Below are 17021 nucleotides of genomic sequence, written 5' to 3'. Positions count from 1 at the left end.
ACGAACGAAAACCTCGTGAGCGATGAGGCGACCCTGCTGCGGACCGGCCTTCCGGTTGTGCAGTGCTTCTACTGGATTCAGCAGCTTCAGCTCCGCTACTTGATGGGAGATTTTGGGGGTGCCGTCGAGGCGGCAGAAAAGGCCAAGCCAATCCTGTGGTCAGCGCGATGCCATATCCAGACCGGAACTTTCCGGTTCTACTACGCGCTGGCGCTTCTGGGAGTCATGCAATCCGGACCGACACCCGTATCGGGCGGGCTTTCACGCGATCTGGAGGATGACCTCGCCTCTCTCCAAACGCTGGCCGATAGTTCACCCCACACCTACGCCCATAAGCTTGACCTCGCCACCGCCGAGTTAGCGAGTCTGGACGGTCGGGATCTAGAGGCGATGCGGCTCTATGAGCGGGCTGTCCGCTCTGCCGCGGAGAAGGGGTTCATCCACGAGGCGGCCATCGGTGCGGAGCTTGCCGCGGATTTCTTCGCTCGTCGCGGCTTCGGCAAGCTTGCCCAGAGCTACCGTTCCGAGGCGCGCGACTATTATCGCCGCTGGGGCGCGTTGGCAAAGGTCGCCCTGCTCGACCTCCGCCATCCCGAGATCGCACCACAGGCCTCCCAGGTACATCTCCCGACTGTCGAAACGTCGCTCGAGCACCTCGACCTCGCTACCGTCATCCGCATGTCGCAGGCGGTGGCGGGCGAACTCTTGCTCGACAGATTGATCGAGACCCTGATGACCATTGCGATCGAGCATGCTGGTGCAGACCGCGGCCTCCTGGTCCTTCCGCACGAAGACGACTTGCGGGTCGAAGCCGAGGCAATGAGCACGACTGAGGCCGTCAAGGTCAGACTCATCTCGGAAGACGCCCCGGCGCCTGAACTGCCGGTCTCGATCCTCGGGCAGGTCCGGCGGACGCAACAGCCTGTGATCCTCGACGATGCGCGGGCGCAGACGCCGTTCTCCGCCGACAAGTACCTACGCCTCAATCGTGCGCGCTCGGTGCTCTGTCTGCCCCTGGTGAAACAGGGCGAATTGATCGGAATTCTCTACCTCGAGAACAGCCTGGCATCTCACGTATTCACCCCGTCCAGGATCGCCGTGTTGAAGCTGCTCTCCTCACAGATCGCGATCTCGCTCGAGAACGCGCGTCTCTACGCCCATCTGGCGAGCGAGAACCACGAGCGTCAGAAGGCCGAGGGGGCGCTCCGGGAAGCCCAGGCAGAACTCTCGCGTGTGACGCGCCTTACGACCATTGGTGAACTCGTCGCATCCATCGCTCATGAGATCAATCAGCCCCTGACGGCGGTCGCCGTTCAGAGCCGCACTGGCCTCACTTGGCTCGGCCGTGAAACTCCAAACCTCGAAGAAGCCCGCAAGGCACTTGAGTTGATCGATCGGGACACCAGGCGTGCCGGGGATGTTATCCGAAGCCTTCGCGCAATGGCGACGAAATCGGGCCCAAAACGTGCATGGTTCGACATCAACGACGTGATCCGGGAAGTGCTGGCCCTCGCCCGCACCGAACTGGACAAGCATGATGTGAAGATTGTTACCGACCTGTCGGCCGAGGTGCCGCCGGTCTACGGCGACCGTGTGCAACTCATGCAGGTGGTGCTCAACCTGGTGATGAACGGCGTCGAGGCCATGAGCGCCGTCGAAGCTTCCCGCAACCTTACTGTTGTCTCGCGGTTATCGCCTCAGGAAGGCGTCCACGTCTCCGTCGCCGATACAGGCGCCGGCGTGGAGGCGGTGAAGACTGACAAAGTCTTCGACTCCTTCTTCACGACGAAGGCGACGGGCATGGGCATGGGGCTTTCCATTTGCCGTTCGATCATTGGCGCGCATGGCGGCCGGATCTGGCTTGAGCCCAATTTGCCGCACGGCGCGGTCTTCCAATTTGCGTTGCCCGTCGGTCCCGAGGCGACCCCATGAGAAAACGCGGGCAAAGCCGCAAGCCTGTTCCAGCGACGGCAAAATCGTTCACGAAGCCAAAGCCCCAGCACTGACATAGTCACATCCAGGCTCCGCCGAGGAGCCACCTCACGCAATATTATCGGTGAGGCCGCCGTCAAACACGGCGATGGAGAGGAATGTGACCCATACCGTATCGCAGCACGGAGCATCGCATCACTTCAACTGGAACGTCGCGACAACCATCAATGGTGAACTCCTCGGCGCGGTCGTCTTCTCGCTAAAGACCTTTTGCGCGGCGTTGCTCGCACTTTTTATCGCATTCTGGCTTGGCCTGGATGACCCCAGGTGGTCACTGCTCACCGTATATATTGTCTCTCAGCCCGACAGCGGCCTCGTCCTCGCGAAGAGCTTCTATCGAATGCTCGGTACGATCGGTGGCGTACTGATCACCATCGCGCTGGTGTTCGCTCTCTCCCAGTATGGTGAACTCTTTCTCGCCTCGCTCGCGATATGGATCGGAGCGTGCAACTTCGCGGCGCGGGCGACTCGCAACTTCGCGTCTTATGGTATCCAGCTGGCGGGTTACACACTCGCGATCGTCGGCATTCCTGCGGCGCTGAATCCTGCGGGCGCCTATCCGCTGATCCTTGCACGATTTACAGAGATCGCACTGGGGATCGGCTGCGCCGCACTCGTCAGCCGCCTGGTGTTCCCCGGCGAGCTCGCTACAAAGTTTCTCGCTCGCACGCGCGAATTTGCGCTCGGCGCAAAGCGCTTCGCCGAAGCCTCCATCGAACCCGGGGCCAATCCCCAAATACTCGACGCCGAGATCATCCGGCTCGCTACCGCTTTTGGTACGGTCGACGCAATGCGGTCGGCGGCGTTTTTTGAGAGCGCGGATGCGCGTATCCGGAGTGAACTCCTGCGAAACTTGACCTACGCCGCGGCGGAGCTTTGCATTGTGGCCCACTTGGCCAGGACTCGTTCTGGAACTGTCGGAGCCCCCGCTGTCTCCCAGACTCGTCAAAAGCTCCTTGAAGCTGAGGCGATGTTTGATCATGGACAGATCGTCCCCGGCGGAGCCGGTACGCGGCGGCTATGGTCCGATCCGGTGGCTGCGGCTTTGGTCGGAATCCGCTCGGCGCTTGCTGTCGCGATTGCGACGTTCTTCTGGTTCGCAACCGCCTGGCCAAACGGCCCTACCGCGGTCGTCGTGGCGGCCGTCATATGTACCCTGGTGGCCTCGATTGACCGCCCCGAGAAAATAAGCCTAGCCCTTGGCGCGACCGTGCTCATCGCAGCCGTACCGGCGTTCGTAACGCAATTCTACCTCCTTCCCTACAGCGTCGACTTCGTCTCGATGTCCCTCGCGCTTGCGCCAGTGATGCTCACGTGCGGCTTCATCATGGCCCAACCAAAAATCGGCCCGCTCGGCCTTCTTGCAGCCGTCTACTTCGCATTCGCCTCGAACATCGACAATGTCATGACCTACGACGCGACATCGTTTCTCAATTCGTCGCTGGCAATCCTTGTCGGCATCGGTGTCGCCGCAACACTGTTCGCGACTTTCTTTCCCGAGACCCCGACGCTGGTGTTTCGTCGATTTTGTCGCCAACTATTCGCGCGTTTGAGCGCCGCGGGCACCCAGGCCTCTCTGCAGAGCGTTGGCTTCGGCGTTTGCGAGCAGCTCGCCGGGATACTTCCAAAGGTCAAAAGCGAACCAGCCTTGGAGCGAAACTGTCTTGCCGCGAGTGCGATCACCCTGTCGAGCGGCCGCGCGATGGCGCAATTGCACACGGCAATCGCCACGCGCCGGCTTCCGCCCGGAATTGTCGTCGAGCTTTCGGGTCTGCTCGACTACCTTTCACTGACTTATGCCGATCCAACTCGAACACATCTCATCGCAAGCGCCTGGAGGGCGCGTGCCCTACGTCGGCATTCGCTGATGGCGGCACGCACCACGAGCGCATGTGAGGAAATCGACGCCATCGCTGAAGTCATCGCAGGATGCGAGATGCTCCGATGCTCGCTGTTGAGAGCCCGGACACTCGTGCGGGAGACGCGCCATGTTCGCTGAAATCGATCTGCTCGGAGCCTTCCTGCCCGCCATCGCCATGTGGCTCGTTTGCTCTTTGGCAATTTTCGTCTTTCTAGACCAGCTGCTTACAAGGATGGGCTTTTTCCGGCTGTTCTGGCATGCGCCGCTTGCCCGCTTCGGCCTGTTCGGATGCTTGTTTTGCATTGGCGGGCTGATCCTGGGCGGGCTTTGAAAGGAATTTAGGGAGATAGCCGATGCATATCGCCTTTCGCGTCTTGCTTACATTCGTCGTAATCCTTGCCGCAAGTTTCCTCGGTTACGATTTGGCCCAATATTATCTCTATTCGCCCTGGACGCGGGATGCACGCGTGCGAGCCGAGGTTGTTACTGTCGCGCCGGACGTGTCCGGCTACATCAGTAGCATGCAGGTTCGGAACGACCAGTTCGTCAGGAAGGGAGACGTTCTTTTCGTCATCGACCAGGAACGCTATCGCCTCGCTCTTGCAGATGCCGAGGCAACGGTCGCCGCCCGCATGGCTCAGCATCAAATGCTGCTCCAGCAGCTCGAGCGTCGCAAAAGACTGAACCCGGGCATTACGATCACGGAGGAAGCCCTGGACAACGCACGCCATCAATCCGAGCAGGCCGATGCAGGCTACCAGCAATCGCTGGTGGCTCGCGACATTGCCGCCCTCAATCTCAAGCGAACCGAGGTGCGGGCTGCCGTGAACGGCTTCGTCACGAACTTGAATGCGAAGACGGGCGACTATGCCACGCAGGGCAAGCCGGCGCTGGCCCTGATCGATAGCGACTCTTACCGGGTCGATGCGTACTTCGAGGAAACCAAGATCCCGCAAATCAGGGTTGGATCGGCGGTGAAGATTCGTCTCATGAACGGTGGCGCCATTTTGCAAGGGCGGGTCGAGAGCATCGCGCGAGGCATCACCGATCAGGACAACCGCGATGGACCCGAACTCCTGGCCACGGTCAATCCAACGTTTACGTGGGTGAGATTGGCGCAGCGCATTCCCGTCCGTGTTCGTCTCACTGACGTGCCGGAGAACATACTGGTCAGCGCGGGGATGACCTGCACGGTGATCTTGAATGATGCCGCAAAACCCCACATCGGGACCCGCGTAAAGCGCGCGATGGCGGCGCTCCTCTAGCTGCCTAGCCTGTTCTTGATCATTTCAGAAAACCGCGATGGGCATTGTCATCCGTGAGAACGGGTTGCGCCCAGCCGGCAACCTCACCCAATTATCCTTTCGAGGGCCACAAGCAGTGTGAAAATAAGTCCGGTAACCCCGAAAAATGTGATCGCAAGAAAAATGCGCTGCATGGGCTAGTCACGCACGGCTCTCGTGCACGGCTCGATCGTGAGCCGGTAGGCGATCAGCTTGTTACCGTCGAAGACCTCCAACGGGTTATCGCAGGATGGACAGCGATACTCGCCTTTCTCTCCGGGCTGTGACCATAATTCGAGACGACGAAAACCCGCGCCGCACTCGGAACAAATCACGTCGGTCTTTATCATCTCTTCGCCTCACGCCGCACGCTGTCATAAACCCTTAACATAGGTTTGGTTGCGCGACGATGCCAGATATTTTGATTCATTGCCCTGTCACAGGTCAGGCCGTGCTAACCGGACTGAACACGGAGACCGTCGTGTTCGAAACCCTGCCTAGCGTCGAAGTTCCCCTCAAGTGCGCATGTTGCGGGCGAACGCACTACTGGAGACCAAAGGATGCGTGGGTAGCGCAGCCGAGCTATTCGACACGACATTAATGGCATGGCGCGGCACCATCGAACTCGCGATATTCACCCGCACAATGAATTTCGAATTCCGCCTTTGCTCCGGCACCGCATGCGCCGGTGAAGTGCGCGTTGTAGATCTTGCCCTTGTCCGGGCCTTACACGAGATCGTCGGACTTCGGCAGCGCCGACGAGAACAGCTCGAGCGAGGAAATCTTTTTCGCCTAGGCATTTTCAATCGTGCCGCCGCGCTTACTCACGCCAAGCGGCACGACGCCCCAGCGCTACCACAAGGGAAACGCTATCGCGGCAGCCAACATCTGAAAAAGGAGGCCGGCGACATGCCTGTCATCGGCCTGAATGACCCGGCGTCACATTATCAGCGACGCGGAGCGTCTTGGGAGGACAGCCGCTCGATTGCGGGTCGTACGCTGCACCCACACGGGGGAACTGGGGTGCGACAGATGACAACGGGCGTTCGCCAAAGGGCCTTACGGGACGGACCAGCGATAGTCACGCGGCGACATGCCAACGTGCTGGCGAAAGCGGCGGGCACAATGGCTCTGATCGGCGAAGCCCGCTGCAAGAGCAATTTCGGAGAGGGAGAGATCAGTTTCTGACAAAAGCTCCTTAGTTCGCTCGACGCGACGACGGATGAGATAGTCGTGCGGCGTCAACCCCATCGATTGCTTGAAGGCACGAACGAAATAGCACACCGACAGGTTGGCGAGTCTGGCCAGCGCTTCAACGCTGATGCGATGCTCGATATTCGCATCGATGTGCTCGCGCAGGCGCCGCACGACTCTTGGCGGCAGACCGCCACGAACATAGCCGAGGGACGGCGTGGCACTCGCGGGATCAACCGAACTGACCGCGACCGGCTGCATCAGCAGAACCCGTAGAACGTCCTCTGCGTCCGATGGATGGAAACTCGAGGCCGGGCATTCGATTGCCTGCTCGTCCGACGTTTTGAACATGATGCGATCCTGTGTTGGGCTGGACACCGCTCCGGCAGAGCGCTGGAGGGGACCAGCGGGTCCGCTTTCGCTGAGGTCAGCTCTCGTTCTGCACGCAGACGAGGATGATCGACGCATCCCACAGCGCCAATCGCGCATTGGGTCTAATTGTCTCACACGTTGGTATGAACGCTGCGCGAGATGATCATCCAAACCGTGTAACCGGATGATCGAAGCAAGCAAAAACAGCAAATCTGTCCAAAAGGACGGGTTTTTGCCTGACGGCTCGGCATTCCTTGCAGGACCTCTTTGGAGAGAGGCCCATCGAGCCCCCTCCCCGTTCTAGGCGATCATACTTTCGTGTGATGATACTGTCGTCGCGCGGCATGATATGCAGGGAATGACGCTGAACCTGCCGTTGGTTGAATGTGAGATGCCCCAGGCGTCGGACCAGCCTCCTGTCGTGCACGTCGTCGACGACGACGACTCGCTCCGCTTTGGGCTCGAGAGCTTATTGCGCTCGGTCGGGCTGACGGCACGAACCTATGGCTCGGTCCAGGAATTCCTGAAGGCGGAACGACCGACTGGCCCGGGCTGCATCGTGCTTGATGTCCGCCTTCCGGGGATCAGCGGACTGGACTTCCAAGAGGAGCTTGCGGACATCGGGATACACCTGCCCGTCGTCCTGATGACCGGACACGGCGATATCCCGATGTCCGTCCGCGCTATGAAGGCGGGCGCCGTCGACTTTTTGCCGAAGCCGTTCCGCGACCAGGACATGATCGATGCGGTAACGGCGGCCATCAATCGCGATCGCCGCCAGCGGGACAGCGAAGTTCACGCCACGGCCGTGCACGACCGGTACGAGACTCTGTCACCGCGTGAACGCGAGGTGATGGCCTTGGTGACTGCAGGCAAGATGAACAAGCAGGTCGCGGCGGAGCTCGGGTTGAGCGAGGTGACGGTCAAGATCCATCGTGGTGCTGCGATGCGGAAGATGGGTGCACATTCATTGGCCGACCTGGTTCGAATGGCGGAAGCACTGAAAAGCAGAGCACGTTGAATGATATTTCCAACAGCAAGACTTAACGGATGCGCAGTGCGCGCGGACTGGCTGAGGCCGGCTCGATAGGAGCTGCAGTATGGCGGACGGACATTTGATTTCAATTGTGGACGATGACCCCTCCATGCGCGATGCGCTGGCAGCGCTCGTCCGCGCTCTCGGTCACGATGTTCGCGCATTTGCCTCTGCCGAAGACTTTCTTGCGTCCAGCGAGCTCGATCAGTTTTCGTGCACGATCACCGACATCCAGATGCCCGGCATGAACGGTTTCGAGCTCAAACGGCAGCTCAGCCAGCGCAATAGCCAGACTCTGGTCATCATGATTACCGCGCGTACTGAGCCCGACCTCGAGCAAAAGGCGATTTCGAGCGGGGCAACCTGCTTCCTCCGCAAGCCGTTCGAAACGGATACACTGGTCCGCTGCCTTGAAGAGGTCCTGGGAGCCTAGCAGCAAAGCATCGCATTGCCTCACCAGGCAAGCTGTGCGCGGGCCGTCCTGATTCGTCTCTAGATCGCACCTACCTCCCGCGCAATCGCTGCAGCCTGAGTACGGTTTCGCGTGCCAAGTTTCTGATAGATCCGCCGCAGATGCGTTTCGATGGTGTTCTCGGTAAGAAACAATACGCGAGCGATTTCCTTATTTGAGCTCCCTTTCCAGACGAGCCGCAGGATTTGCACCTCCCGGGTGGTCAGGCGAGGCGCACTTTCCGCCGCATCACCTATCCTATCCGAATGCCCGTCCAAATCCGGCGCGGCTTGCGGGCCTTTCAATTCACGCAGCAGGCCAACCGCCCGCGGCTCGCCCGTGATGGTGGAGCGAAGCACAAGTGTCTCTATTGCCCAGCTCTCATCGGTGAGCAGGCGCACCATCCCGCCTTGCGTGGATCGTGTCACCGCTTGATCGAATGCGGCACCGGCTTCTCGCCGCCGGCCTGACGCTTCCAGCGCCTGTGCCTCCAGAAACAGCAATCGCAATGCTCGCCGTCGACGAGCTGCGGATTCTGCGGCCTCCCGTTCGGACTGGATCTGCGGCAGCGTCCGCCTGGCCTCTCCGATCACAAGCTGTAGACGGAGTCGCGCAATCAGGACATCATCGATTTCGCTTGCATGCGGCTTGAACGCACCGAAGCCATCCCAAACAGATGTGTCGCTGCCGGTGTCCAGGGCACGACGCGCGTCTTCGGTATCCCTGCTCCGCAAGGCAGCATAAGCGCGTTCAAGCCAGGCAGCGGCCGATAGCCGGCGAAGTCCCCGCCGCGCACCGATATCACCAAGTTGAACGAGCAGTGCATGGCCGGCGGCCCCGTACCCGCGCAGGAACTGCAATCGCGCTGCGACACGATACAGGATGATCAGATGATCCGGCAGGCCGGTCTCCGTGACAATCGGCAGATAATCGTCGACTAATGCCTGGCAGGCATCGAGCTCATTGGTCTCGTAGAGACATTCCACTAGGTAGGTTGCGACCACGGCGCCGCTGCTGCCAAATCTTTGACCTGCGCCAATGGCTCGATCGAACGCGCTCTCGAGCGTCGCTCGTGCTTTCGCGACATGCCCGAGGTTGAGCTCGATGGCAGCCGAGAAGCATGCGCTATAGCTCAGTACATAAAGCGCATCGATCGGTTCGCATGCCTCGCGCGCTTGCGCCAGGTCACGTTCGGCCTCGACGTAGTTGCCCAACGCAATATTGCAGAATGCCCGCGCATTGCTTGCCAACCCGGCCGTAAAGCGACTGAAACGCGACGCGCGGGCTCGCAGTTCCTCAACCACCCGAAGCAGTTCGGGAATGTTGTCGGTCCAGCCAAGCAGCATTAGATGCATCGCGGTCATTTCGTCGTCACCGCCCTCGCGAACCTCATCTGACCGCTCGATTCGCTCCATGTATCTCCGGGCCGCATCAAAGCGATGGGCAAAGATCGCAGCGAACGCGGCAGCCCGCAGCAGGGCTGGGCGGCGGTCGATTTCGGCCTCGGGCAACAACGCGATGGCATGCGCGGTATCGGCCACACGCCCCGAATGCAGATTTCCCATCGCCGCCGCGGCGAGCAAGTCAGCAGCCAGCGTCTGATCCTTTGCCGCGAGCGCGTGTGTGATAGCCTCGTTCATGAAGCCATGAGCGGCCGCCCAGTCGGCGGCCCGCCTGTGAAGCGGCTGCAATTCCTCCCTGCCCTCCTGCGCCATGCGGACGCGAAGGAAATCGGCAAACAGCGGATGATAGCGATACCACCGCTCCTCTGCGTCAATTGAAGCAATCAGAAGATTGTCACGCACAATCTCGCTGATCATCATGCGGCTGTCGTTTCTTTGCAGTGCAGCGTCGCACAGCTCGGCACAAAACTGGCCGAGCGTAGCCGATCGCAGGAGGAAATCGCGTTGTTGAGCCGATCGACTTTCGAGCACCTCCTGGGCGAGGTATTCGGCAACACCTGCACTCGCGCCAGAGATGGATCGCAACGCGTCGATGTGTTTGCCGCTCAGAGCTGCCGCTGCCAGTTGCAATGCGGCGGGCCATCCTTCCGTGTGCTGCTGCAGCACGCGGACCGATGATGCGCCAATATTTTGGCGCCCGAGATAGTGCTCAGTCTCATCTTGCGTAAAACGTAGGTCGCTCTGTCCGAACTCGATCAACTGGCCATGAGCGCGCATCCGACCAAGAGCGAGCGGAGATCTGGTGCGGCTCGCAAGGATAACGCGATGCTGCATGTCGAGTTCGGCCAACAGGCGCTGCATAAAGGCCCAGACAGCCGCATCAACGATCAGTTCGAGATCATCGAGAAGGAGAGCAACAGGAGTCTCCGAAGCCGACAGGCTCGCAAGCACATCCGCTGCGCGACTCTGCGTCCGGTTCGCTTCTGTCGTAAAGAGGTCGTCGGCGTCCGTAACGGGCTTGCCGAGCGCGACCTGCATCGCTCCCGCGAGCGACTGCACAAAGCGGTCGAGGTGGTTGTCCGCCTGCTCGACCTGTAGCCAGACCGTCGCAACGCCTTGTGCCTGGAGGTGTCGGCGCAATTGCTGCATCAGCGTGGTTTTTCCAAACCCTGCCGGCGCGCAGATCAGCGTTAGTTGAGCTGAGCATTCGTCAAACTGGGCTATCAGGCGCGACCGCTCGACCATATTGGCTGGCGCCCGCGGTGCCGCATAGCGAGCCCCCCGCAGCCCCATGGACTGACCCGCCTGGGGTAACGGCATCCCGGCTCTCCTCGTGACTGCGGACTCGCACTGATGCTGCGATGCCGGTTTTCTGCTGTCAATACAGCAGCTTGCATCCGTGACCGCGCAATTCACGGTTATCCGTGATGCCGCCGCCAAACAGGGGCGACTACCTCCCCGTTCGCAACCAACGTGAGGCGAGGGAGAAAGATGCTGATCCGTGACGACAAGATTTCCAAGTCGCGGGCGCTCGACGATCGACGTCTGCGGCGGGTCATGCAGTTCATCGCCGACAATCTCCAGAATGACATTCGTCTCAAGGACTTGGCCGCCGTTGCGAATCTCAGTCCGTTTCACTTCTCGAGAGCCTTTCGGAAGGCAACAGAGGAGTCACCCCATCGCTTTGTACGCGGCTGTCGGCTTGAGAAAGCTAAGGAATTACTCTCGGAGGTAGATGCAAGCCTCGCGGAGATCGCGCTCACCTGCAATTTCTCTTCGCAATCAAGCTTTACCAGGGCCTTCACCCGCGCCTTTGGGCTGTCGCCTGGCGCCTATCGCGATCAGAACAGGACGCGCCTGAAGACCCGACGCTTGCTCGTATGAGAGCAAGATCGGTAAAGACAGTAGCGGTATGAAGGTGGCTAAGATAGGATTGCCGTCGCGCATCCGCGCTTGGCGACAAGGACGTCGGCGGGGCAAGCTGTCATGCACGAAAGCAGCGGGTACGGTCAGGAATTCGGGGATCGCCTGAAGGCGCAAGCCGTATCCTTTGTTCGCACGTTGCGCAACACCAGCATCGCCGTCACCGAAGTCCGAGCCGACGACCCGCCGCGTGGCGACCTCTCCGGCTCGCTCGAGCGCGAAGATGCGTTCCTGGTAGCCGTCATGCGGCGCGACTTTCTTGCCCACGAGTACTTTGAGGACAGCCGAATTGCGGGAGTAACGGCGCTCAAGAAGGGACAAACCGTACTGTACGACTTGAAGCGCAACCCGCAATTTCACATCAACAATCCCTTTCACAGCGTCCATTTCTATCTTCCGCGCGCGGCGTTGAATCTGGTCGCGGACGGCTCGGAATCAAAAAAAATCGAAGAGCTAAGGTACGAACCCGGTGTCGGCGTCGACGATGCAGTGATGCAGGGTTTGGTCGGCTCCCTGACGCCGGTCTTCGAGTCCCCCGAACAGGCGAGCCGGCTCTTCGTCGAGCATGTTGCCCTGGCAGTTGCCGTTCATGTCGCCAGGACCTTTGGCGGCATGGTACCCGCCACTATCCAAGCACGTGGTGGATTGGCCGCCTGGCAGGTCAAACGCGCGGAGGACACCCTGGCAGCGAATCTGGAAGGAGATCTTTCCCTTGCAGATCTCGCGAATGACTGCGGGCTTTCCGCAAGCCACTTTTCTCGCGCGTTTCGCCAGTCAACCGGCCTGTCGCCGCACCAATGGCTCCAGCAGCGCCGCATCGAGCAAGCCAAGAATCTTCTGGCCAATCGCAACTTGTCCCTTTCAGAGATCGCACTGTCTTGCGGCTTCGCGGACCAGAGCCATTTCACGCGCGTATTTACCAATCTTGTCGGCATCAGCCCCGGCGTCTGGCGCCGCAACCGCGACTAAGGTCTACGCTCGGGGGCCTGGTCGATGATCGAAATCGACAATCCGCGCAATATTCTTCAATCCCGACGCTCCGCAATCGAGAACAATAGGGGAATATCCGCACCAAGTGAGACTTGGGATGCAAGAGAGCAGCGGCTACGGACAGAGATTCGGCGAGAGGTTGCGGGCAAGGGCGACCGCATTCGTTTCGCGCTCGCTGCGCAATACCAACATTGCCGTCACTGAGATACGTTCCGATTCTCCGGAGCATGGGATATCGGCACCACTCAATCTTGAAGATGCCTATTTGATAGGCTATCAGCTGGTCGACTATCCGGTTCACGAATACTTTGAAGATGATCGGGTCGCTCCCGTAACCCATCTGCGGGCGGGCCAGACGACCCTGTATGATCTCAAGCGCAATCCGCAGTTCACGATAAACAGAGCTTGTCATTGCGTTCACTTTTATTTTCCACGCGATGCGCTGAACCTCGTTGCCGACAGCGTGGAAGCGAACCGTATCAATGAACTACGGTATGAGCCCGGTGCGGGGGTCGACGACGCCGTGATGCAGGCGCTCACCACGTCCCTGCTCCCTTCTTTCGAAAATCCTGAGCGGGCCAGCCGGCTGTTTATCGATCATGTCACCTTTGCCGTCGGCATTCACGTCGCCAAGACGTATGGCGGCCTGGTGCCCCCGCCTCGGCGATCACGTGGCGGACTGGCGCCTTGGCAATTGAGGCAGGCCAAAGAGACGCTTGCGGCCAATCTTCGGGGCGACATCTCGTTGATCGATCTGGCGAATGATTGCGGCGTCTCAACGAGCCACTTCTCGCGGGCGTTCCGACAGTCGACCGGCGTTGCGCCACATCAATGGCTTCTGCAGCGTCGCGTTGAAGAGGCCAAGCGTCTATTGCCCGACAGACGTCTTTCACTGGCTGAGATCGCCTTGAGCTGCGGATTCGGCGACCAGAGCCACTTCACCCGGGTCTTCACCCGTTTGACCGGTATCGGCCCAGGTGCCTGGCGTCGAAATCTGGATTGATTGCGCCGACCTGTTCGTGGTCGAAACGAGCAAGATTCGCGCAAATTCGCCAATCCTTTTACTGCAAAGAAGTCCAAATAGAACCATCGCTTTTGTCAGGAGAGCTCTCGTGACCGATCAGGGCGCCTATGGCCAGCAGCTTGCAGACGTATTCCAGCTCGAGCGCGCGCCGGCTTTCGTCACGCGCTCCCTGCAAAAGTCGAAGATCGCAGTCACCGAGATCAAATGCGATATCGTCGATCACGGACTGACCTCGCCTATCCCCCGTGAAGATGCTTTCCTGATCACCTTGCAGCTCCGCGACTGTCCGAAGCACGATCTGTTCATAGATGATCGACAGGTGCCGAGCGGTCATTTGAGACCGGGTAGTGTTTGCATTTATGATCTTCGCTCCAATCCCGTCGCAAACAGCGTCAGTCCATTCCACTCGCTGCACTTCTATGTGCCGCGGGTCGCGCTGGACGTTATTGCGGACATGGAGGGATGCGGCCGGGTCGACGAATTCACTAATCGGCCCGGCCTTGGCGATGAAGATGCAGCCCTTTCCGGACTAGGGGCCGCGCTCCTGCCTGCGTTTCGACGCGCCGACGAAGCCGATCAGGTCTTTGTCGATCATCTCACCATTGCCACAGTCGGGCATGCACTCAAGACATATGGCGTCGGCAGCCGTGCTGTCTCCACTGCCGTCGCCGGCTTGGCGCCTTGGCAGGAGCGCCGCGCCAAGGAGATGTTGTGCTCTCGCCTGAACGGCGACATCTTTGTATCAGACCTCGCCTCCGAATGCGGGCTGCCCACGAGCGTCTTTCTGCGCGCGTTCCGGCAATCAACTGGTCTTACCCCGCATGGCTGGCTGCTGCGACATCGGATCGATCGCGCCTGCTTGCTGCTGCGGCGGCACGCGCAAAGCAGCCTGAGTGAAATCGCCCGCACGTGCGGATTTGCCAATGAGCATCACCTCGTTCGCGTATTTAACCGTGTGATCGGCGGGCATCCCGAGACGTGGAGACGCGGGTAAAATTGCAAGGATCCGGCTCTGCTGGCCAGACGTCCGGCTTCGTATCGACGAGCGATAACTATGAAACACCTCAGCCGCGCTGATAAGATCGTCGAACCGCCTACCGCTGCCAGCTTCAAACCAGCGCCGACGACCTTCATCTCCGATTTCTTGGACGCGCTACTTAGCACCAAGGCCACACCCGGCATCCCCGCGGCAAAGCCTTCGCCCAGCGAGCATGTTCGCTATCTGGCCAAGCTTTGGAGCGTTGGTATCGTGCTCATGGCCTCCGTAACCTGGGGAATGGTCAGACTCCAGGTCTTCGATCGGCCGGGCACCGCAGTGCTTGTCTATTTGCTTGTCATCGTCCTCCTCTCGCTGATGGATGGTATGATCACGTCAGCCCTGTTCTCCGTTCTCGGAGTTGGCTGCCTGGATTACTTCTTCACCGTGCCTCTCCATTCGTTTGAGATCGGGAGCACCCAGGATATCGTGGCAGTTTCCACCTTCCTGTTAACATCATTTGCGATCACGACGCTGGTGCGCAGAGCCCGTCGTTTCGGCGAGGCCCAACATGAGCAAGCCAATCTGCTCGATCTGACACCCGACGCGGTCGTGGTGCTGGATGCAAATCGTGTCATCACCTATTGGAACCACGGTGCCGAGACTCTGTTCGGATGGAAAAGGGATGAGGCGGTCGGCAAGTTCGTCCAGATATTGCTCAAGACAGTCTATCCTGCGCCCCTTGATGAGATCGTCGAATTATCAAGGCGCACCGGACACTGGGAAGGTGAGCTGATCCAAACTACCCGTGATGGCGCTCAGGTCTTTGTTGCAAGCAAGTGGATCCTGCGGCGGGACGTGCGAGGCAATCCGATCGGCACGCTCCAGAGCAACACCGACATCACCGCCCGCAAGCTCGCTGAGGAAGCACTTTTGGAGAGCCAGGCCGCCTATCTGTCCGAGGCACAGCGATTGAGCCATACCGGAAGCTTTGGCTGGAACGTAACTACCGGCGAACTGACCTGGTCAGAGGAAAGCTTCCGAATATTTGGGTATAGCCAAGCAGTTCGGCCTGAACTCGACCTCGTTCTCCAGCGCGTCCACCCCGAAGATCGCATCCTCGTTAAGACGGAGCTTGATCGTGCTGTCGCGCGCAAGGAATCCCTGGATTTCGAGCACCGGCTGCTGATGCCGGGCGGCTCGGTGAAAACCCTCCACGTCGTCGCACGCCCTTCCATCGACGAACCGGGGCATCTGAGGCTGATCGGCGCGGTGATGGATGTGACCCAGCACAAGGTCGCCTATGACGCACTCGAAAACAGCGAGCTGCGCTATCGGCATCTCTTCAAGTTCATGCCGATCTCGCTCTGGAAGCTTGATGTTCGTCGGCTGATGGAGATGTTCGATGAGCTGAGGGCTACCGGCGTGACAGACTTTCCTGCCTATCTGGCCAGCCATCCCGAATTTTGTGCCCAGGCGATGGATGTCATCATCGCCGATGAAGTGAACGAGGCGACCGTGCGCATGTTCGGCGCCAAAAACCAGCAGGAGTTACTCGGATCCATCGGTCGCTTCTTCAAGGCAAGACCTGACACGATGGAACGGATTCTCGAGAGCCGCTTCAATGACGAAGAGCTGTTCGAGGAAAAGTCGCAGCTCGTGACAATGGACGGTCGGCTGATCGATGTGCTCCTCACCGCTGCCCGCACCGAATTCGGCGTGACGCTTGCCGGTCTCGTCGAATTGACCGACCTGGTCCGGACGCAGGAGACGTTGGAGCGATTGCAGATCGAGTTCGCGCATGCTGCGCGCGTTTCGACGCTTGGCGAATTGACGGCCTCGATCGCGCACGAACTTAACCAGCCGCTCGGCGCGATCGCCACCAATTGCCAAGCGAGCCTCAGATGGCTCGACAGGGCGGCGCCAGACGTAAATGAGGTTCGCGCCCTCGCCCAGCGAACCCTATCCGATGCTCGGCGGGCCGCCGAGATCATCGCCCGCGTGAGCGACATGGCGGCACGCCGGGCACCAGAACGCGTTCTCGTGTCCCCTCAAGAACTCATCCTCGAGGCGCTGCAGTTCCTCCGTCACGAGGTTGAATGGCGCGGTGTCAATGTCTCGCACATCTTCTCGCCTTCGGCGCCGCCTGTGTTGGGGGATCGAACTCTGCTGCATCAGGTCATCGTCAATCTTGCCGTCAACGCGATGCAGGCCATGGCGCAGCGTGGTGTGGCAGAACGCCGAATAACAGTACGCACGTCTTCGCTAGACAGTGCTGCGCTGCGCTGCACTGTCGAGGACAGTGGCCCGGGAATCGAGCCCGATCACCTGCCGCGCCTGTTCGACAGCTTCTTCACGACCAAGGAAGGCGGGATGGGCATGGGACTGTCCATCTGCCGCTCGATCATCGAGGCCCACGGCGGCCGGATCGAAGCCGATAACGCCAGCATTCACGGCGGCGCCCGGTTCTCCTTCAGCCTGCCGGCAGCGAACGCCACCTTACATTGATGTCTCGA

Annotated in this window: 13 protein-coding genes; 11 read left to right on the top strand and 2 right to left on the bottom strand. The window is 59.9% G+C overall.

From position 1 onward, the window contains the following. Positions 1-15 precede the first annotated feature (15 nt). The 4 genes from Q3C01_RS15750 to Q3C01_RS15735 all read left to right on the top strand — a co-directional run bounded on the left by Q3C01_RS15750 (position 16) and on the right by Q3C01_RS15735 (position 5118). Positions 16-1932 (top strand): sensor histidine kinase, encoded by a 1917-nt coding sequence (locus Q3C01_RS15750; RefSeq protein ID WP_458146227.1) that lies wholly within the window; start codon positions 16-18, stop codon positions 1930-1932. A gap of 160 nt (positions 1933-2092) precedes the next feature. Then, positions 2093-3991 (top strand): FUSC family protein, encoded by a 1899-nt coding sequence (locus Q3C01_RS15745; RefSeq protein ID WP_458146226.1) that lies wholly within the window; start codon positions 2093-2095, stop codon positions 3989-3991. Further along, positions 3981-4184, top strand: coding sequence for a DUF1656 domain-containing protein (locus Q3C01_RS15740; RefSeq protein ID WP_458146225.1), 204 nt, complete (start codon positions 3981-3983; stop codon positions 4182-4184). Before Q3C01_RS15745 ends, Q3C01_RS15740 begins: the two co-directional genes overlap by 11 nt. A 22-nt stretch (positions 4185-4206) precedes the next feature. Next, positions 4207-5118, top strand: a complete 912-nt coding sequence (locus tag Q3C01_RS15735; RefSeq protein ID WP_458146224.1) for an efflux RND transporter periplasmic adaptor subunit — start codon at positions 4207-4209, stop codon at positions 5116-5118. Between the two features lie 1077 nt (positions 5119-6195). On the opposite strand, the gene Q3C01_RS15730 is transcribed toward Q3C01_RS15735, so the two are convergent. Beyond that, positions 6196-6681: a helix-turn-helix domain-containing protein gene (locus Q3C01_RS15730; protein WP_458146223.1), complete on the bottom strand. Its 486-nt coding sequence runs from the start codon at positions 6679-6681 to the stop codon at positions 6196-6198. Between the two features lie 379 nt (positions 6682-7060). Between Q3C01_RS15730 and Q3C01_RS15725 the strand changes: the two genes are divergently transcribed. After that, positions 7061-7723, top strand: coding sequence for a response regulator transcription factor (locus Q3C01_RS15725; protein WP_458146222.1), 663 nt, complete (start codon positions 7061-7063; stop codon positions 7721-7723). Between the two features lie 79 nt (positions 7724-7802). Further along, on the top strand, positions 7803-8171 hold the full coding sequence (locus Q3C01_RS15720) for a response regulator transcription factor (protein ID WP_458146221.1): 369 nt from the start codon (positions 7803-7805) through the stop codon (positions 8169-8171). Between the two features lie 59 nt (positions 8172-8230). On the opposite strand, the gene Q3C01_RS15715 is transcribed toward Q3C01_RS15720, so the two are convergent. Beyond that, complete coding sequence (locus tag Q3C01_RS15715) at positions 8231-10912, bottom strand: winged helix-turn-helix domain-containing protein (RefSeq protein WP_458146220.1); 2682 nt, start codon at positions 10910-10912, stop codon at positions 8231-8233. Positions 10913-11083: 171 nt separating this feature from the next. Here Q3C01_RS15715 and Q3C01_RS15710 point away from each other — a divergent pair, with 171 nt between their 5' ends. The 5 genes from Q3C01_RS15710 to Q3C01_RS15690 all read left to right on the top strand — a co-directional run bounded on the left by Q3C01_RS15710 (position 11084) and on the right by Q3C01_RS15690 (position 17013). Continuing rightward, the gene (locus tag Q3C01_RS15710; protein ID WP_458146219.1) at positions 11084-11476 is read left to right on the top strand and encodes a helix-turn-helix domain-containing protein; all 393 of its coding nucleotides are present in this window, start codon (positions 11084-11086) and stop codon (positions 11474-11476) included. A 102-nt stretch (positions 11477-11578) separates the two neighbouring features. Then, entirely contained in the window at positions 11579-12484 is a 906-nt protein-coding gene (locus tag Q3C01_RS15705) for a helix-turn-helix transcriptional regulator (RefSeq protein ID WP_458146218.1), read from the top strand. Positions 12485-12602: 118 nt separating this feature from the next. Beyond that, positions 12603-13508 (top strand): helix-turn-helix domain-containing protein, encoded by a 906-nt coding sequence (locus Q3C01_RS15700; protein WP_458146217.1) that lies wholly within the window; start codon positions 12603-12605, stop codon positions 13506-13508. Positions 13509-13524: 16 nt separating this feature from the next. Continuing rightward, positions 13525-14523, top strand: coding sequence for a helix-turn-helix transcriptional regulator (locus Q3C01_RS15695; protein WP_458146216.1), 999 nt, complete (start codon positions 13525-13527; stop codon positions 14521-14523). Positions 14524-14583: 60 nt separating this feature from the next. Beyond that, a complete protein-coding gene (locus Q3C01_RS15690; RefSeq protein WP_458146215.1) occupies positions 14584-17013 on the top strand; it encodes an ATP-binding protein in 2430 nt (809 codons plus the stop codon). Positions 17014-17021: the final 8 nt, after the last annotated feature.

The organism is Bradyrhizobium sp. UFLA05-109, assembly GCF_054185165.1.
Note: the sequence above shows the minus strand (reverse complement) of the source record. Positions and strands in the feature narration are given on the sequence as shown.

What these genes read in the sequence shown, in the direction of transcription:
- Q3C01_RS15720 (WP_458146221.1), top strand. Translation starts at nt 7,803, where the DNA reads ATGGCGGACGGACATTTGATTTCAATTGTGGACGATGACCCCTCCATG.
- Q3C01_RS15715 (WP_458146220.1), bottom strand. Translation starts at nt 10,912, where the DNA reads ATGCCGTTACCCCAGGCGGGTCAGTCCATGGGGCTGCGGGGGGCTCGC.
- Q3C01_RS15740 (WP_458146225.1), top strand. Translation starts at nt 3,981, where the DNA reads ATGTTCGCTGAAATCGATCTGCTCGGAGCCTTCCTGCCCGCCATCGCC.
- Q3C01_RS15710 (WP_458146219.1), top strand. Translation starts at nt 11,084, where the DNA reads ATGCTGATCCGTGACGACAAGATTTCCAAGTCGCGGGCGCTCGACGAT.
- Q3C01_RS15730 (WP_458146223.1), bottom strand. Translation starts at nt 6,681, where the DNA reads ATGTTCAAAACGTCGGACGAGCAGGCAATCGAATGCCCGGCCTCGAGT.
- Q3C01_RS15725 (WP_458146222.1), top strand. Translation starts at nt 7,061, where the DNA reads ATGACGCTGAACCTGCCGTTGGTTGAATGTGAGATGCCCCAGGCGTCG.
- Q3C01_RS15700 (WP_458146217.1), top strand. Translation starts at nt 12,603, where the DNA reads ATGCAAGAGAGCAGCGGCTACGGACAGAGATTCGGCGAGAGGTTGCGG.
- Q3C01_RS15735 (WP_458146224.1), top strand. Translation starts at nt 4,207, where the DNA reads ATGCATATCGCCTTTCGCGTCTTGCTTACATTCGTCGTAATCCTTGCC.
- Q3C01_RS15690 (WP_458146215.1), top strand. Translation starts at nt 14,584, where the DNA reads ATGAAACACCTCAGCCGCGCTGATAAGATCGTCGAACCGCCTACCGCT.
- Q3C01_RS15705 (WP_458146218.1), top strand. Translation starts at nt 11,579, where the DNA reads ATGCACGAAAGCAGCGGGTACGGTCAGGAATTCGGGGATCGCCTGAAG.